Source organism: Limnoglobus roseus, assembly GCF_008254045.1.
GTDB classification, from domain to species: Bacteria; Planctomycetota; Planctomycetia; order Gemmatales; family Gemmataceae; genus Limnoglobus; species Limnoglobus roseus.
Genome location: NZ_CP042425.1, coordinates 5,565,664 through 5,581,726, shown reverse-complemented (window position 1 = coordinate 5,581,726; position 16,063 = coordinate 5,565,664). Strand labels below are relative to the sequence as shown.

Annotated in this window: 6 protein-coding genes; 1 reads left to right on the top strand and 5 read right to left on the bottom strand. The window is 66.1% G+C overall.

Annotated features, from left to right (window positions below):
- Genes pglZ through PX52LOC_RS23555 form a run of 5 tightly spaced genes read right to left on the bottom strand, consistent with a single transcriptional unit; the run spans position 1 to position 14,585 of the window.
- Entirely contained in the window at positions 1 to 2,712 is a 2,712-nt protein-coding gene (gene pglZ / locus PX52LOC_RS23575) for a BREX-2 system phosphatase PglZ (protein WP_149112383.1), read from the bottom strand.
- On the bottom strand, positions 2,709 to 6,425 hold the full coding sequence (locus tag PX52LOC_RS23570) for a hypothetical protein (protein ID WP_149112382.1): 3,717 nt from the start codon (positions 6,423 to 6,425) through the stop codon (positions 2,709 to 2,711). Before PX52LOC_RS23570 ends, pglZ begins: the two co-directional genes overlap by 4 nt.
- Complete coding sequence (gene pglX, locus PX52LOC_RS23565; protein ID WP_149112381.1) at positions 6,418 to 10,095, bottom strand: BREX-2 system adenine-specific DNA-methyltransferase PglX; 3,678 nt, start codon at positions 10,093 to 10,095, stop codon at positions 6,418 to 6,420. The genes PX52LOC_RS23570 and pglX overlap by 8 nt, the downstream gene beginning before the upstream one ends.
- Positions 10,092 to 14,339 carry a BREX system serine/threonine kinase PglW gene (gene pglW / locus PX52LOC_RS23560; protein WP_149112380.1) on the bottom strand — a complete coding sequence of 1,416 codons (4,248 nt, stop codon included), beginning with the start codon at positions 14,337 to 14,339 and terminating at the stop codon, positions 10,092 to 10,094. The genes pglX and pglW overlap by 4 nt, the downstream gene beginning before the upstream one ends.
- Positions 14,340 to 14,381: 42 nt before the next feature.
- Positions 14,382 to 14,585, bottom strand: a complete 204-nt coding sequence (locus PX52LOC_RS23555; RefSeq protein ID WP_149112379.1) for a MerR family transcriptional regulator — start codon at positions 14,583 to 14,585, stop codon at positions 14,382 to 14,384.
- 283 nt (positions 14,586 to 14,868) lie between these two features.
- Between PX52LOC_RS23555 and PX52LOC_RS23550 the strand changes: the two genes are divergently transcribed.
- The gene (locus PX52LOC_RS23550; protein ID WP_149112378.1) at positions 14,869 to 15,972 is read left to right on the top strand and encodes an alkene reductase; all 1,104 of its coding nucleotides are present in this window, start codon (positions 14,869 to 14,871) and stop codon (positions 15,970 to 15,972) included.
- Positions 15,973 to 16,063: the final 91 nt, after the last annotated feature.

The following is a 16,063-nucleotide window of genomic DNA, read 5'->3' as shown; positions in this document are numbered from 1 at the left end:
TCAATCCAGGTCAAACTGCCTCTTGAGTTTCGGGGCGTTTAACTCGACACGGTTCTCCGTGCGGCTGAAAGTCAGAATCTCGTAGCCGTCCACGTTCAGCACCCGTTGAATGCGGGCGATCAGCCCGTCGAGGCGAACGGCGGGGATGTCGGCTGCCTTGGCGAACGCCGCCGGGGTCATGATGCCGCCGCTCGACTCCAGGGCTTGCAGGCAGCGGCGCACGAGGTCGTCATCGGGGGCGTGACGGCGAACGAAGTCCTTCTGGTCTTTGTAGCCCGCCGATGCGAACAAGCGGTCGAGCCAGACGCCGCCGGGGGGGACGGGAGGCGGGACGGGGTTCTTCGCCGGTGCGACGACGGGGTTGGGGTCGTCCTCGACCGGATCGTCGAACAGGCCGACCGGCTTCCTCGGCGTGGGGACGGTGACGGGAGTTTCCGCCACGACCGCCGAGGCGACGGGCGGGGCCGTCCACCAGTCCGGCTTCGGGTATTCGCACGGGAAAAGGCCGGTGTAGGTGCTGGTCCGGTCCATCAGGATGACGAGCGGGCAGACCATCTCTTGCGGCGTGGCCCCGCCGTGATAGCCGTTCTGCTGCCTGCCGTAGTAGATCGTCTCCGTCCAGGGAACGATCACCGAGCGGCTGCCGCCGTCCTCACGCACCCGGTCCCCCGTGACGGCGATCTCGCCGTCCAGGGCTTCGCCGCCGTGAGGACGCCACCGGCTGCCGCCATCGCCCGCACACAGCTTGGCTTCGGGGCGATGCCACACGTGCCCGTGGTCGCTGGCGAGGACCACGACCCGACCCGAATCCCTGGCCAGCTTCAGGATGGCTGCCAGCGGGCTGATCCGGTTCACGGTCCACTGCTCACGCACCTGCTGGGCGCTACCGAGGCGGTCGTCGATGGCGTTAATGACGACGCCGACGAGCCTGTTGTTCGTGGAAAGGATGGCCTTGCTCAAGTCGTCGCCGACGACGCCCCTGGCCCCTTCGGTCACTTCCTTCTTGTGGAACAGGACCGGGGGATGCCGCTTGTCGGAGGCTTGCTTGAGGGCGGCGTTCGCCTCGAAGTTGCGTTTCTCGACCGACGAATCCCCCTTCGTCACCTCGCCCGACAACAGCGTGGTGCGGGAGTAGGTCGTGACGCTGGGCACGGTGGCAATGACCGGGGCCGGGAGCGCCGACGACTCTTCCAGGGTGGCCTCGAACCAGTGCTCGTGGCGGATGTCGGCCAGTAGCTCGTGGCAAACCGGCCAACTCATGCCGTCCAACACGACCAGCAGGACTCGGTTGCCCGCTTCGGCGACCTTGGCCACGAACTGGGCCAACACCTGCTCCACCCCCAGCACATCCTTGAACGTCGAACCCGTCGCCGTCCAATCGGCCAGCGACTTCGCAAAGGACTGGTTGAACGCCTCCCGCCGGGCCAGAACCGTTCGGTCGAGTTGCTGGTAAGCGGTCGTCAGGGCGGGCACGTCCTCGCCCCGGCAGACCGACTCCCGTGCCCAGTCTGCGAACGCCAACTCCTTGCGGTAGGCGTTCGCCATTTCCCCGAAGGAGAGGGCCACCGGACCCGGCGCATCGAGCCACCGCAACAGCCGCAGCGTCATCTCGGTGCGGGAGAGTTGGTCCGTCCGCTGCCCGATCTTGGCCCGGCGGTGGGCGGCGATCTCCCGTTGAAGTTGCTCGCACCGGCGGATGGCGTCAGGCGTGAGGTCGGCCAGGGCGGTCGTGACTTGCGTGCCGAAGCGACCGAGTCGCTGCTCGTAGCCCAGGAGCGTCAGGCGGCTGCGATGGGCGTACTCGTCACACCGGAACTGCCGGAGCAGTTCGTCGGCCCGTTGCAGGTGCTGTTGGGCCAGCCGGGGGTCGTCGCTCCGGTCCAGGTCGGCGATGGCTTCGTTGGCGGTGCGACCGAGCGCCCGGCCAACGTGTTTCGAGATCGGTCTGTTGTCGTGGTACTGCTCCATGCGGGCGGCGGCGGCGTCCAGCACGCCCTCGTCGCCGTCCCCGAAGACGACCTGACAAGCCACGGCCAGGGCGAGGGCCTCGCCCCCCGCTTGGCAGTCCACGAACCGCAGGATCGCATCCGCCGCCTCGCCGAGGTTGGTGACCAGCCGTTCCCGCAGGCTGGCCCGCAGGTCGTCGCCGACGTTCGTGTACCGGGCCGAGGCGGTCGGGTTCGTCGCCCAGAGGAGCAGCGTCACGAGGTCGGGTTCCCGTTCGCCCATCTCGAAGACGTGGCGGCAGACGGCCCGCCAGACCGTACCGGCGTCGAGCAGCCCCGCCGAGACGGGCGGATACCCGTCGGCGGGTGCGCACTCCAGCAGCGCCTCGGCCAGGGATGCGTCACAAACGGAGCGGTCGAGTTCCTTCGCCTTGAACAGCGAACACAGGCTGGCCCAGTGGTCGATGGCGAACAGGCGGCTGCGGGCGAGCCGTGCGATCACGTCGTTGCCCAGGTCTCCCTGCCGCAGCCTCGTGAGCAGGATGATCCGGCCCTTGCTGCGCTCGGCGTCCAGCAGGGCTTCACGGACCTGGAACACCGTGTCGGCCCGGACGACGTGCGCCTTCCACGCATCGAAGTCCACGACGCCGGGCGTCTTCCACGGCTGGGCGACGTGAAGGCCGATGGCCAGGGCGTCGGCGTCCCGCTGCCACTTGTCCTCCACGAGGGACCGCAGTTGTTGCGAACTCAGTGTGCCGACGCTCACGGCGACTCCTCCTCCAGGGTCCACTGGATGGTGAGCCTGAGCTTCGGGTTCTCTTCCAGCTTCCGAAGGATCGCCGTGGCTTCCGCAATCGACTCGTCGTGGCCCAGGCGGGACTTGCCGCCCGTCCCGACCGGCTTCCAGCCGGGCTTCGGCTTCGGCGGGTCGAGCGGCGGCAACTGCGGCGTCGGGTCCACGACCCGTGGGGGCGTCAGCAACTTGATCGCCCGGCCTTCCGCCTCGGACAACTTGCTGGCCAAGCCGCCCGCCAGGGCGTGTTCGTCGGTCTTGAGCCACCCGCACACGTCCCGGATCAGCAGGGCGGCGTCGGTCTTCCGCTGGTCCTGGATTTGGGCGACGGCGGCGAACAAGTCCCAGCGGGTCGCCCGCAGGCACTCAAGGATCGCCTTGGCCGACTTGAGGCTCTTCCCCATCGCCGTGGCGTTCGTTTCGAGCTTCGCCTGGGCAAGGGTTCCCACCAACGCCGTCGGCTCCTTGTTCTCCGCAGCGGCCAGGACGGTCTTCACCGCCCTGGCGGTTTTCACCCGGTCGCACTTCCCGAACTCGGCTTCCGGCACGCCCAGGTTCTTCATCACCAGTTGCAGGCGGTCCGGCAGGCTCTCGCAGTCGGCCTTGAACTCGACGACGCTCTCGTTCACCTTGGCGGCGAGCGTGGCGAGGTTGGAGGCGTTCAGCAGCTTCGAGACGGCGTGGCCGAGAAGGTCGGCGACCCGTGACACGGCCTCGCCCCAGTCCTTCAGGTCGGGCAGGGTTTGCTCCTGAAGTTCCAACTCGTTCGGGAGGTCGTCCAGGCCGGGCGTGTAGTTGCTGCCGTAGCGCACGAACGAGCGGTTCGTCTGGTCGGCGTACACCAGGATCAGCAGGTTCTGGACCTCCCGCTGCAAGCCCCGGTCGTCCGGCTGGTCGGTCCACCGCCGCAGGTCCGCCGCCGTGGGGTGCGGTTGGCCCGACTGGGCCAGCATCCGGTTGAAGTGGTTCTTCCAGTTGTCGTCCAGGACGAAGTGCGTCTCCGACATCTGGCCCAGGTCGAGCGGGTTGCAGATGTTGCGGAGCTTGAGCCGCACACCCTTGTCCTCGACGAACACCCGGCGGTCCGGCGTGCGGGCCGCTTCCTGGCAGACTTCGAGAACCTGCCGCAGGTCTTTGCCGAGCTTGACCTCCTGGCCGAACTTCGGGTGCTTGGGGAACTGGTGCGACAGCGCCTGATCGAGCAGGTGCTGCAACGCCTCGCCGAGGTTCGCCCCCACGGGCCTCTGCAACACGAGGGTCGGGTACAGCGACTGGAAGTGCGACTCGGACATGTCGAACGAGGCGTCCAGCGTTCCGGGGGTCGGCTCGGAGCGGATGGCATACGCCGCTTCCACGGCCTGCAAGAGCCGCTGGGACAGGGCGCTCTGCTGGTTCTTCAACAGGAGCCGGGCCGTCTCCCGGTCCTGCATCGACAGGTGCTTGGAGTGCTGTTCGAGGTTGTTTCCTAGCAGCAGGCGGTCGATCACGACGAGTTTCGCCAGTTCCGCCTGGGTGCGGGTCGAGAAGAACGCCGGGAGCCACACGAGCGTCCGCTGCCGCTCGGACTTCTCCTTGAACTTGTCGAGCCGGTCCAAGTCCTCCACCGGGGAGTGCCCCTCGGTGTCGAACGGGAAGTCGATAATCAGCTTCCAGTCATCCGTCGAGCGGAGCGACTCGTCCGGCAGGGTGCGGACGTTGGTGAACAGCAGGTCGCACGACCGCTTGCCGCCCCGCCACACGAACGAGTGCGACATGAACAGGTCGTCCTGTTCGGGCACGCCGAGCGACTGGAACAGCATCTGCCGAATCTTGAACTGGCGGGTTCCGATGTTGTCGAACGTCTTGGCCGACTCGATGATCGTCTCGGTGTCCACGCCCGACAGTTGCAGCGACACCGTGGGGTTGGTCGGCTCGTCGCCCACCCGAATCTCGCCGACCACGCCCGCCCAGGTGCGGAGCTTCTGGGCCACCACCTGATGCTCCCGCCCCGGAATGCGGGAGCGGATCGTCCCGTGGTTGAGCGCCGCCAGCCGCACGCAAGTCATGTTCTTCAGCGTCTCGACGCCATGGACCAGGGCGCACAGCAGCAGGCTCTTCACCAGCCGGTCGTCGTTCTCGAACCTTTGAAGCCTCTGGGCCACGTCGGTGTCCGTCTTGGCCCGTTCCCGATCCACTTCGAGGTCGAGATTCACTTCGGGCTGTTGAAGCAACATCGGCAACAACTTGTATTGGTACAGCTTCTTGGCGTTCTCGAAGTTCAGCCGCATCACGTCGGTGAACGCCTCATCGCCGTGTGCCACCACGTCCCACAGGTCGCCGAGCGGGATCACGTCCCCCAGCCGCAGGGTGTCCCGCCGGTTGACGAGCAGTTGCAGCATGATCTTGAGGGCGGTCCGCTCCCGTTGCAGGGCGCTCGACACCGCCACCAGCGCCTGGATCAGGGCCGGGCTGAACGGGTAGACCATCTTGAACATGGTCCGGTCGGACTCCCGTGTCAGCAGCACCTCCATGATCTCGGCCCGCACCTGGGCCGTCTTCTCGAACGACTCCTCCAACTCGGCCCGGCACGCATCGTTCCGGGGCTTGAGAACCCGCTTCTGGGCGATGACCGGCAGGTTGCGGTCTTCGAGCGTGATGGTGTGGAACCGCCCCTCCCAGTGGCTCAGCACGTCGGAGAAGTTCAGTTGCTCCACCCCGGTCACGTTCTCCCCGATCAAGTCCCGCAAGTCCCGCTGCCGGGCCACGAAGCTGATGATCGGCACGGGCCGCTCGGCCTTCCGGGACTCGACCAGCTTGGCCAGCTTGTTCCCCTCGGTTTGCAGGAACCCGATGTCGGCGGCGTGGCTGGCCAGCCACAGGATGAGTTCGTCCAGGAACAGGATCAGCCCGTCGTAGCCGAGCGCCTTGGCGTGAACGCTGATGACCGACAGCCCCACGTCCAGATCGACGTAGGCTTCGTCCTTACTCTGGGCGATGCCCTTGAACGCCGGGAAGATGAACTGCACCAAGTCGCCGACCAACCGGCTCCGCTCCTCACTCATCGGCGGCGCTTCGAGGGCGGCGTCGAAGCGGGCCGCATCCCACCCCTTGGCCAGCTTGCCCCACCCCGTCCCGCCACCCTTCTGCCTCTGGTTCAGTTGCTCGAAGAACTTGTCGTCCCCCAGCGCCTTCCGGTGCTGCTGGGCGTTCTTAAAGATTTCGTCGGCCAGATACACGCCGGGGAGCGGGGCCGTCGGGTGGACGGCCATCACATGATCGACGTACCCGCCCAGGATCGCCGACTCCATGCTGCGAGCGCCGATCATGTGGTACGGCACGAGCAGGAACTTCTTGCTCTCGACCCACCCGTGGTTGTCCTTTCGGTGGGCGTCGAACAGCTTCGCCAACTCGGCGATGTTCCGCACGGCGGGGTTGTGCTGGAGCAGCAGGTGCAGCACCGCCATGAAGTGCGACTTCCCGGCCCCGAAGCTGCCGTGCAGGTAGCACGCCTTGCTGTTGACCGACTCGACCGCTTGGCGGATGAACCCCAGGGCGTCGTCGAAGCACGCCACCAGTTGGGGCGTGACGACGTACTGCTCCAGCGTCTTGTCCGGCTCGGTCACGCCCTTCGACAAGTTGAGAACGAAGTCCCCCTTGCGGACCTTCTCCGGCAGATCGAGCAAGTCGCTGATGAGCTTCTCAGGCATCGTCTTGCTCTCCGGCGGGGGCCTTCTTCTTTCCCGGCGTCCGGGCCTTGCGGGTCTTCTCCGGCGGCGTCCAGGTGCGCACGGCTTCGAGCGTCAGGCCGAGTTCGTGGGCGTCGTGGGCCAGCATCGCCTGGAACGACTGGCCCGCCGTCTCCCCGAACTCGGCGTCGATCTCCGTGTGCCACTGGTGAATCCACGGCAGCAGTTGGTCGAGGCCCGCCAGGAGCGGGGTGAGGCGTTTGGCGTCCCACCCCTCCCGCTTGCGGGTGTCGTAGTAGGCGATCAGGGCCGTCGCCTGCTCCAGGTGATTCCACCCGGCCCACCCGACTACGAGCGTCGGGTCACTGTCAGTGGAGCAGTGCGGGTAACTCACCCACCGCTCCTTGGGCACGTCGAGCTTGCCCCGCAGCCGCCAGTAGTCGGGCTTCAGGAAGTCGGTCGAGCCGTACTTCGGCGGCACGGGGATGTCGCCCCCATCTTCCCCGGCGTCCTGCTGCCGTTGCAAGTCCCACGTCCGCTCCCACACCTCCCGCTTCCGCAGGCCCGCAGGCTTGTACCGCAGGATTGGCAGCATCGGGACCGATTCGGCCTCCACCAGTTCGGCCACGAGAGCGGCCACGTCGAAGTCCGGTCGGCCCCGATACAGGGCGGCGACTTGCAGGAACTCAGCGTCGGCACTGGCCACGTCTGCCATCTGCGCCGTGGTGGTCAGTTCGGGCCGGTCCTTGGTCCCCTTACGGTACTTCGGCGTTTCGAGTCGGTCGAGGAGCCAGTTCTCCAGTGCCCGCTGCTGCTGTGCGTCCCACGCCTCGGTGTTCCATCGCCGCTTATACTCCGGCTTCTCGATCAGGGCGATTTCCTTGTTCATGCCGATGGCCTGGATGCGCCGCTCAACCATCTTGCGGTAGGCTGGCTGCCAGTGGGCCGGAAGTTCGGTGATCGGCGTCGAGCCGTGCCGGTCGAACCACGCCGTCTTCAGTTTCCCCTGTGCCATCTGCCGGGCCATGACGATCTCGAAGGCCCGCTCGCCGAGGTTCAGCGCCTCGTACCCCTCACCGTCGTACACTTCCGGGTCTTCCCACAAGCCGTAGTGTTCGTAGCACCGCCAATCGAGTTCTTCCTGAAGGGAAATCATCTCCATGCGAACCGTCACCGAGTCGTACTCGGCGTCTCGAAGCAATTGTCCCAGGTCAGTCCTCCCGTCCCAGGTCGCAAGGATGCGGTCGGGCGACAACCGAGCGAGCCGTTGGGCACTCTGGTCGAGTCGGTAAGCCAATGCCGTAGGCTTGCTGGCGCAAATCGGAAAGCGTTCCAAGCCAGTTCCGGTATGCTCGTAGAACGCCTCCCATTTCTCGTCATAGATTCCACGACCGATACCGCTGCTGCCCTTGGTCTGGAAGTTCTGCTTCATCCAGAAGCAGGCGGTTGAGCAGTTGAGGAGGCCGAGCAGAGCGAAGTGATCGTCGTCGGTGGCGTCAGCAGGCAGCTTGATGATCGGAGCATGTCGATTGAAAACCTTTCCTCCTTCGTCTAAGGAAAAATGATTGTGAGTAGCAACGAATGCCATCGTGATACAGCGTCCCACGAACCGTTCAGGGTGAAAGCGGGAATACTCGAACCACGTTTTCCCGATCTCTCTGTGCGTGCCATTCGGCTCACGCCGCTGCCACAGTTGATCCCGGAATGGCCATAGGCACTTGAACACCTGGGCAATCGAATTCTCACTCAACGGGGCGTAGTTGGTCCCGTATGGGAATAATGCCGAAGTGGGATAGCACACCATCCAATCACGAACACAGCTTCCATCAACAAACGTAGCAATGTTGTCAGCCGGTATCATATTTCGGCTTAGCGCAGACTTGTCAGCCAGATACACCTCGTCACTACCAGTGTGAGCAACCCGGCCCATAGCGATGGTTAATGGCCCAAGCTGGCCGATGCTGTTTTCTTCAATTCGTTCCATCACATCTGCCGCCCCGCCTCCACCAATACTCCACGGGTGGCTTGCGAACGCATCCCTTCCCACGTCCGCAGTGGACGTGAACTCATCCTGCACCCCGCCGTTGTCGATCTGCTGAAGGATTGACTGCCAAACTAGCCCTTTCGCTGGGTCGTCTGGAGTCGTCGGCTCACCCTTGATGCCGAGCACAGCCCGCATGGTACTGCTAACCGGCTTGCGGGCACGTCCGAAGAGGATCACCGTCGGCGTGCCGTGTCCAGGGATGAACGCACCAGAGGTGTCGATGATGTGTGTGAGGTCGGTCTTGGGGAAAAACTCCTCGATCAACTTCTTGCCGAACTCCCGTTTCATGAACGAGTTGGCGGTAATCATCCCGATGAAACCCGCCGACGGACTTACCGCCTCGCCACTCGCCTTGATTGGCTCGCCCTTTCGGATCGCCAAGTCCCAGAACCGCTGGGTGAAGGGCACACCGAGCGAAAATTGACGGTGACAGGTGCTGTACACCTCTCGGTAGTTCTGGCTCTGTGCCTTATCTTTCACCGTGATGTATGGCGGGTTGCCGACGACAACGTGGAAGCCACGGTCGAGAATGTCGTTAGCAGCTTTCGGGTCTTCCGTCCGCAGTTTCTGAACCGGCTCGAACTCGATCTCCTGTTGCACCATGATGCGGGTGCGCACGTCGCCGAACATGGGCCGACTCCCCCGCAGCAGGCTGTCGCCCACGGCGAGGTTCAGCTTCCAGGCGTAGCTCTGCTGGTGGAGCCGGTTGATGCCGCACGCCCGCACCGCCGCCACCAGCATTCGGAATCGGGTGATGGCGATGGCGAACGGATTGATGTCCACCCCGAACAGGCTGTCGAGGGCGTTCTGGGCGGCGACGACCGGGTTGTTCACGCCGTTTTCGGGCTTCATCCACAGGGCGAAGAGCCGGTCGAATGCGCCGAGCAGGAAGTGCCCCGACCCGCACGACGGGTCGATGAGTCGCAGCCCCTTCAGCCCGAACTCGTCGATAGCGGGCGTGAGGGTGCGGTCGAGGATGAACTGCTGCACGAACTCCGGGGTTTGCAGCAGGGCGTACTTCTTCCGGGCGTGTTCCGACAAGTCCTGGTACAGGTCGCCGAGGAACTGGGCCTGCGGAGCCAGCTTCTCGGCGATGTCGGCGATCACCTGCGTCTCACGGGTGTCGAATTGCCGCTTCAGCCCGCCCCGTTCGGCGTCGATCTCCTTGAAGAACAGCAGCAGGCGGCGGGCGGCGTCGCCGCTCGGATCAACCGCCCACAGGGGCGTCTTCTCGTCGTCGAACAACTCCTTCGCCGCCGGGATTTTGCCCACCTCCCGGAAGGCATACTTCAGGTACTCCCGGTCCGAGTCGTGCGGGTAGCTGCGGAAGTAGATTTCGTAGTGACCGTCGGCCAGTTTGCCCCGGTCCCCCTCCCCGGCGATCCAGCACTCGTCGATCAGGTGGTTGTCTTCGAGGAACCGCACGAACACGCAAGACAGCACCCACGACACGGCCACCTGTTCGAGGTAGTCCTCCGACCACTCCTCGAAGCTCTGGGACAGCCGCCCGCTCTCGACGGCTTTGTCGAAGTGTTCCCGGAGGAACGTCGTCACGGCGGCGACGGTCCGGGCCTGCACGAGCAGGTCTTCGGTCAGCAACTCCACCTGCTTCTGCAACTGCGGGACGAGGGCTTTGGTGTCGATCATGTGCGGTTGCCCACCTTCTTCCCGGCGGCGGCGGGAACGGTCGATTGTTCCGACCGGCCCCGGTGCAGGTTCTCCAGCCACGATTCGGACACCCTCGCCCTCTGGCCCGGCGTGATGAGCGGAATCTCGGCGTTGTCGAGTACCGGCATCTCGTTCTGCCCGTCGGTGGCCACGAGCAGCCACAGGCCGGGGCAGGGAGCGTCGTGCCCCACCCGGTCCCGCAGCGTTTCGAGGACCGCCATCAGGTCGTACCGGGCGATCAGGCCGGGGTGTACGAGTAGCAGGTGGTCCCGCCGGTCGGCCAGTCGGGAAGCGATCTTCGGCCCGGCCCGCCCGATCAGGTGGAGCAGGTTCTTCCAGTCCTGACTGGTGGGATCAGCGCCGTCGGCCTGCTCGATGACGGCCCAATCGACTTCGAGTTCCTTCGCCTCGTCCCGCAGCACGTCGAAGAAGAGGTCGTCGAACGACACACGCTCCAGGTCGAACCGCCGCAACAGTTCCGCCTCGGCCCACCGCATCCGGCTGGGCCGGACGGTCAGCACGAGGAACCCGCCGTCGCCGTGGGCGTGCTTGAGCCGCTCCTCGAAGGCCCGTGCGTCGGCCACGTCGGGGGTGACTTCGACCTGCCGGGCCGTGGTCGCCGTCGAACGCCTGCGGGGGACGGACGACCCGGACGTGACGAGGGTTGTCGCCTCCCGCCGCTGGTACAGCTTCGAGTCGGCGTCCCAGCGAACGTCTAGCCCGACTTTGTGCAGCAGGGCGTCGAGGTCGGGTCGATCCGGCAGCGGCTCGGCGGCGGGGTAACGACTCTTCACCCGCTCCCGCACTTGTTCGACGCTGAATCCCTTTTCCGTGTCCCCGATGCCCAGACCGCTGAGCGCCCCGATGCCCAGCCGCAGCGCCCGTTCCGCCGCCATCCCACGGGGGTAAACCTCCTGGCGGGACGACACCGCCGCCTTCTGGCTCATGGCCGCTGCGAGGTTCAGCAGCCGCTCGTTGCCGAAGGGTTGGCAGCCGTGCGGCTGCGACGGCTGCTGGACCTCGTATAGCTCCTGGAACACCCGGATCGGCGAGGCGAGCGGGTCGGCCCCGGCCAGTTGGTCGGCGACCTGACCGAGCTTCTCGGCGTAGACCGCCAACTCCTGCGAGCAGGCGACGACGACTTTCCCGGCCACCCGCCGCATCTGGAACCGCCGCTGGGCCATCATGTCTTCCGTCTCCACCACCGCCCGTGCGACGGCGGATGCGAGGCGCTGCTGCCGGGCGGCGTCGGGGGTGCTGGCGGCGGGGCGCAGGAGGATCGTCAGGTCGATGATTTCGGCGATGGTCACGACGCCGCCGAGCCGCTGGATTTGCTCGCACAACTCGTGGCGGAAGGCGGTGATCTGGGCGTCCTTCCCCCAGCGGGTGCGCTCCGTCGAAACGACTTGGCCGACACGGGCACGGGTGATCCCCAGCGCCTCGGCCACGTCCGTCTGGCTCGGCCATGCACTTGGCGGCTGGCTGTCCGGGGCCGACAGGCCGAGCAGCCCGGACCGGACGTTCCACTCCCCGTCCTTCTTCGGGTTGCGAGCGCCGACGATGCGGTGGTGCAGGGCTTCGAGGCTCGGCGGGCCAGCCGAGTCGTCTTCGGCGGGCTGGTCCTTCACTTTGACCGGCTCGACGTTCGGGAACTTGCCCCGCAACTGGATGACGAAGCGGATGATCTCCTGGCGGGTCTGGTTGCCCACGCCCTTCATCAGGTGGATGTCGCCGACGGGGAAGTTCAGCAGGTCACGCACCGTGACGGCGTTGGCCCGCTCCAGGGCGTTGCGGGCACGGGTGGACAGCCCCAGGGCGGATACCGGCGTGCCGAGGGTCGCCTGTTCGAGCGAGACGCCCAGGACGATCTCGTCCCCGGTGGCCGTGACGATCTTCCGCTGTTCCGCCTCGGTGAACACCTGACGCCACGCCGTCTGCATGTCGTAGGCGCTGTCGTACCGCTCGGCTGGCTCCCGGTGCAGGGCCGTCGAGAAGAACTCGATCAGCCCGTCCCGCACGCTGGGGTCGAACTTCTCGGCGTCGATCACCAGCCTGTCGTTCGTCAGCGCCGGGTCGGACTTGTCGTTCCCCCACTGCGGCAGAACGCCGTGGCCGAGCGTCATCTCGTACAGCGTGACCGCCGCCGAGTACCGCTCCGCCGCCAAGTCCCAGCGGGCGGGCTTGCGCAGCTTGAGGAACGGGTCACGATAGCCCTCCGTGCCGACGTGGATGTGGTCGAGCGGGGCACGGGCCAGGGAGAAGTCGAAAAGGATCAGTTGGTTCCGCTGCTTGGTCAGCGACCGGATGCCGATGTTGTCCGGCTTGATGTCCCGGTGGACGACGCCGTGGCGCTCCAGCGAGCAGAGGGCCGAGAGGAGGTCGTCGCCGTACCGGGACAGCAGTTCGAGGCCCGGCACGCCGTCCTTGGCCAGGACCGCCGCCAACGTGTGGTCCCCAGCCTTTTGCAGCACCAGAACGGTCCTGCCGCTCATCGTCAGTTCCTGCTCGATGGCGACGATGAACTCGCTGTGGATCGACCGCAGGGCGTCAGCCTCCTCGTGCAGTCGGGTGTTGTCGTCCTCGGCGAGCGCCACCTTGAGGACCGACTCCTTCTCGTCCTTCACCACGAGCAGGGCCTTGGCGGTGGCCCCCTGGCCCAACTCCCTCTTCACCACGAACCCGTGCGGCAGCCGATCCCCCTGCTTGGCGTGCAGCGGGTCGTTGACGACCGTTTCCTTGGGGGCGGTGAGTTCGTCCTCCACGTCGCCGAGCAGGACGAGGAAGTCCTCGACCGAGCCGATGCGGGTGAGAACGTCGGGGTGCGTGCTCCACTGGATCAGTTCTTCGAGCTTGGGACCGGCCCCGTCGAGGACCGCCGACACGCTCAACCCCTTCTGGTCCCGCAGCACCCTGGCCAACTCGGTCGGGTTGCTGGCCGGGGGGCGGTTGGCGAACAGGTGGTAGGCGATGGCCCCCAGCGAGAACACGTCCGACGCCTCCGTCACCTTGCGGGAGTCGGACAGGGCTTCGGGCGACATGTAGACGAGCGACTGGGCCTCGACCAAATCCTCGACGTTCGTGACCCGGCCCGACGTGGACGTACTCTCCCGCACGCCGACCTGCCAGTTGTACACCTGGAGCCGGGGCGAGGACGATTCCGCATCCGACACCAGGATGCTCTGCGGCCCCAGCGAGCGGTGGATCACCCGCTTGCGGTGGGCGTACCGGATGGCGTCGGCCAACTGCCGCAGGAGGTCGAGCCGCTGGCCGGTTTCGAGCTTCGGGCCGTGGGTGGCGAGGTAGTGATCGAACCGCACGGCGTTCGGGTCGAGGTAGCGGAACAGCAGGGCCGGGCCGTTCTCGTGTTCCTTGTAGTCCAGCACCGGCAGGACGTTCTGGTGGTCCAGCGTCTGGATGATCTGGAACTCACGAGCCGCCGCCCGCTTGAGCCGCTGCCGGTCGTCTTCCGAGGAGGCTTGGGCGACGGTGTACTGCCGCACCCGGCAGTACACGCTGTCGAACGAGGCGTGCTTGGCGAGCCGGTCCTGGTAGCCCGGCCCGTCGAAGATCAGGTCGCCGAGGATGTAGTCGCCGACCCGCCGGGACCGTTGCGACGGTCGCACCCCGGCCTGCTCCATCGCACGGGACAGCCCCTTGGCCACCTTGATGTCGATTGTGCCCCGCAGGTCGGCGTCGATGCCCGGCCCCTCCCGGTTGATGAGGGCGGCGAGGATGCCCTTCTGGTCGGGGCGTGTGTCGGTCTTCGGGCGGTCCCGGAGCAGCACCCGGTTGCGGGCGTTGCCGGTCAACCCGCACTGCACGTCTTCGGCTGACAGGAACACGAGGGCGTCGAGCCACGGCAGGCGCAGCTTACCCAGGGCCGGTTGGACCTTCAGCAGCGAGGCGAGGGCCTTGGCCTTCCGGTTAGCCAGCAGAACGGGGTTGTCTTCGGTGTGGAGCCTGCCGTCGTGGGAGCGGGTCCACGTCCCAGGGTCGCCCCAGATGTGACCCGGCCACGCCTTGCACTCCACCAGCCAGAACCCCATCTTGGTCAGGACGAGCAGATCGACTTCGTAAATTGCGCCGTCGGCGGTCTGGAACTCGAAGTTGGCCCACGCCCGGTACGGGTCGTGGTCGGGCAGGCCCGCCCGGATGAAGTCAAGACCACGCCGCTCCCACTCGTACTGGGAAGGCGTGATGATGTTCCAGCGAGGCGCTTCCATAAGTCTCCCCGACCGTCCCACGATGCCGCCCACTCCGCTTCGTCAATTGGCCACTTTCTGGCGGGCCACGGCGACCTGCCGGAGCAAGGCGTCGAGGTCTTCCCGCCTGAAGAGGCGATAGTCGTTCACCGGATGGCGAACGGCCACGATCTTCCCGGCATCGACCCAGTTGCGAAGCGTGTTCGGCGAAACACCCAGGTACTCGGCGGCTTCGGATATTCGGAGGAAATCCGAGAGTTTGTCCACGTCGGCGCTCCCCGTCGTGTGCGTCAGCGGGCCATTCAGACGAACTCCACAAACCTTACCAAGGTTTGTGATAGTTGCCAACGAGTCGTGCGGCGACCGAGAGCCACCTTTCGCCCGGCGGCTCGTCACGGGCGACTCTCCGGTACGGTCGGAGGTGTGGGCCTGCTCCGACCGCACCGATACGATAACCGTTGTTCCGCATTCGAGAACCGCAGCACGGCCCCAGGGCCTTCGATTCACCCAAGGCGGCGGTCACGAGCTTCGTCACAGCCGAAGGATCACCATGCCCGATAGCGTCCTGTTCCGCCCCTTCCGCCTCCACGACCTGACCCTGCCGAACCGCATCGTCCTCGCACCCATGACCCGCTCCAGGGCCGGGACCGCCCGCCTGCCGAACGTACTCATGGCCGAATACTACGCCCAGCGGAGTTCGGCGGGCCTGCTCGTCACCGAGGCCACCACCATCTCCGAGGAGGCGAACGGGTGGAACGAGTCGCCCGGCGTCTACATCGACGAGATGACCGAAGGATGGAAGCTGACCACCGAGGCCGTCCACCAGAAGGGCGGGGTCATCTTCCTCCAGCTTTGGCACATGGGCCGGGCCTCGCACAGCAGCTTCCACGGCGGGAAACTCGCCGTCGCCCCGTCAGCAATCAAGATCAACGAGGAGTACATCCACACGCCCACTGGCAAGCAGCCGCACGAAGTCCCCAGGGCGCTGGACACCGCCGAGGTTTCACGGGTGGTGGACGACTACCGCAAGGCCGCTGCACGGGCGAAGGCGGCGGGGTTCGACGGGGTGGAGGTCCACGGGGCCAACGGCTACCTGATCGACGTGTTCCTTCAGTCGAAGACGAACCACCGCACCGACCAGTACGGCGGCAGCGTCGAGAACCGCTACCGCTTCCTGAAGGAAGTCGTCGAGGCCGTCACGACCGTCTGGCCCGCCAACCGGGTGGGCGTGCGGCTGTCCCCGAACGGGGCGTTCAACGACATGGGTTCCCCCGACTTCCGGGAGCAGTTCACGTTCGTCGCAGGGCAACTCGACCGCTTCGGCCTGTCGTACCTGCACGTCATGGACGGGCTGGCGTTCGGGTTCCACAAGCTCGGCGAGCCGATGACGCTGGCCGACTTCCGCACGGTCTTTCACGGCCCGCTGATCGGCAACTGCGGGTACACCCAGGGGATGGCCGAGAAAGCCGTCGCCGAGGGCCACGCCGACCTGATTGCGTTCGGCAGGCCGTTCATCAGCAACCCGGACCTCGTGGAGCGGTTCAAGAACGGGTGGCCGCTGGCCCCGCTCGCCCCGATGCCCGACTGGTACTCGCCCACGAGCGAGAAAGGGTACACCGACTTCGCCCCCCACGCCGCCGGGTCCGGGGCGTGAGCGGGGTTCGCAGTACGCCGTACCCTACCAGTGGCCCGGACGGTTAGGGTTAGGCAGAGCTACCCGGTCTGACTTCGTGAACTCGATCACG

What these genes read in the sequence shown, in the direction of transcription:
- PX52LOC_RS23570 (WP_149112382.1), bottom strand. Translation starts at nt 6,425, where the DNA reads ATGCCTGAGAAGCTCATCAGCGACTTGCTCGATCTGCCGGAGAAGGTC.
- pglW (WP_149112380.1), bottom strand. Translation starts at nt 14,339, where the DNA reads ATGGAAGCGCCTCGCTGGAACATCATCACGCCTTCCCAGTACGAGTGG.
- PX52LOC_RS23550 (WP_149112378.1), top strand. Translation starts at nt 14,869, where the DNA reads ATGCCCGATAGCGTCCTGTTCCGCCCCTTCCGCCTCCACGACCTGACC.
- pglX (WP_149112381.1), bottom strand. Translation starts at nt 10,095, where the DNA reads ATGATCGACACCAAAGCCCTCGTCCCGCAGTTGCAGAAGCAGGTGGAG.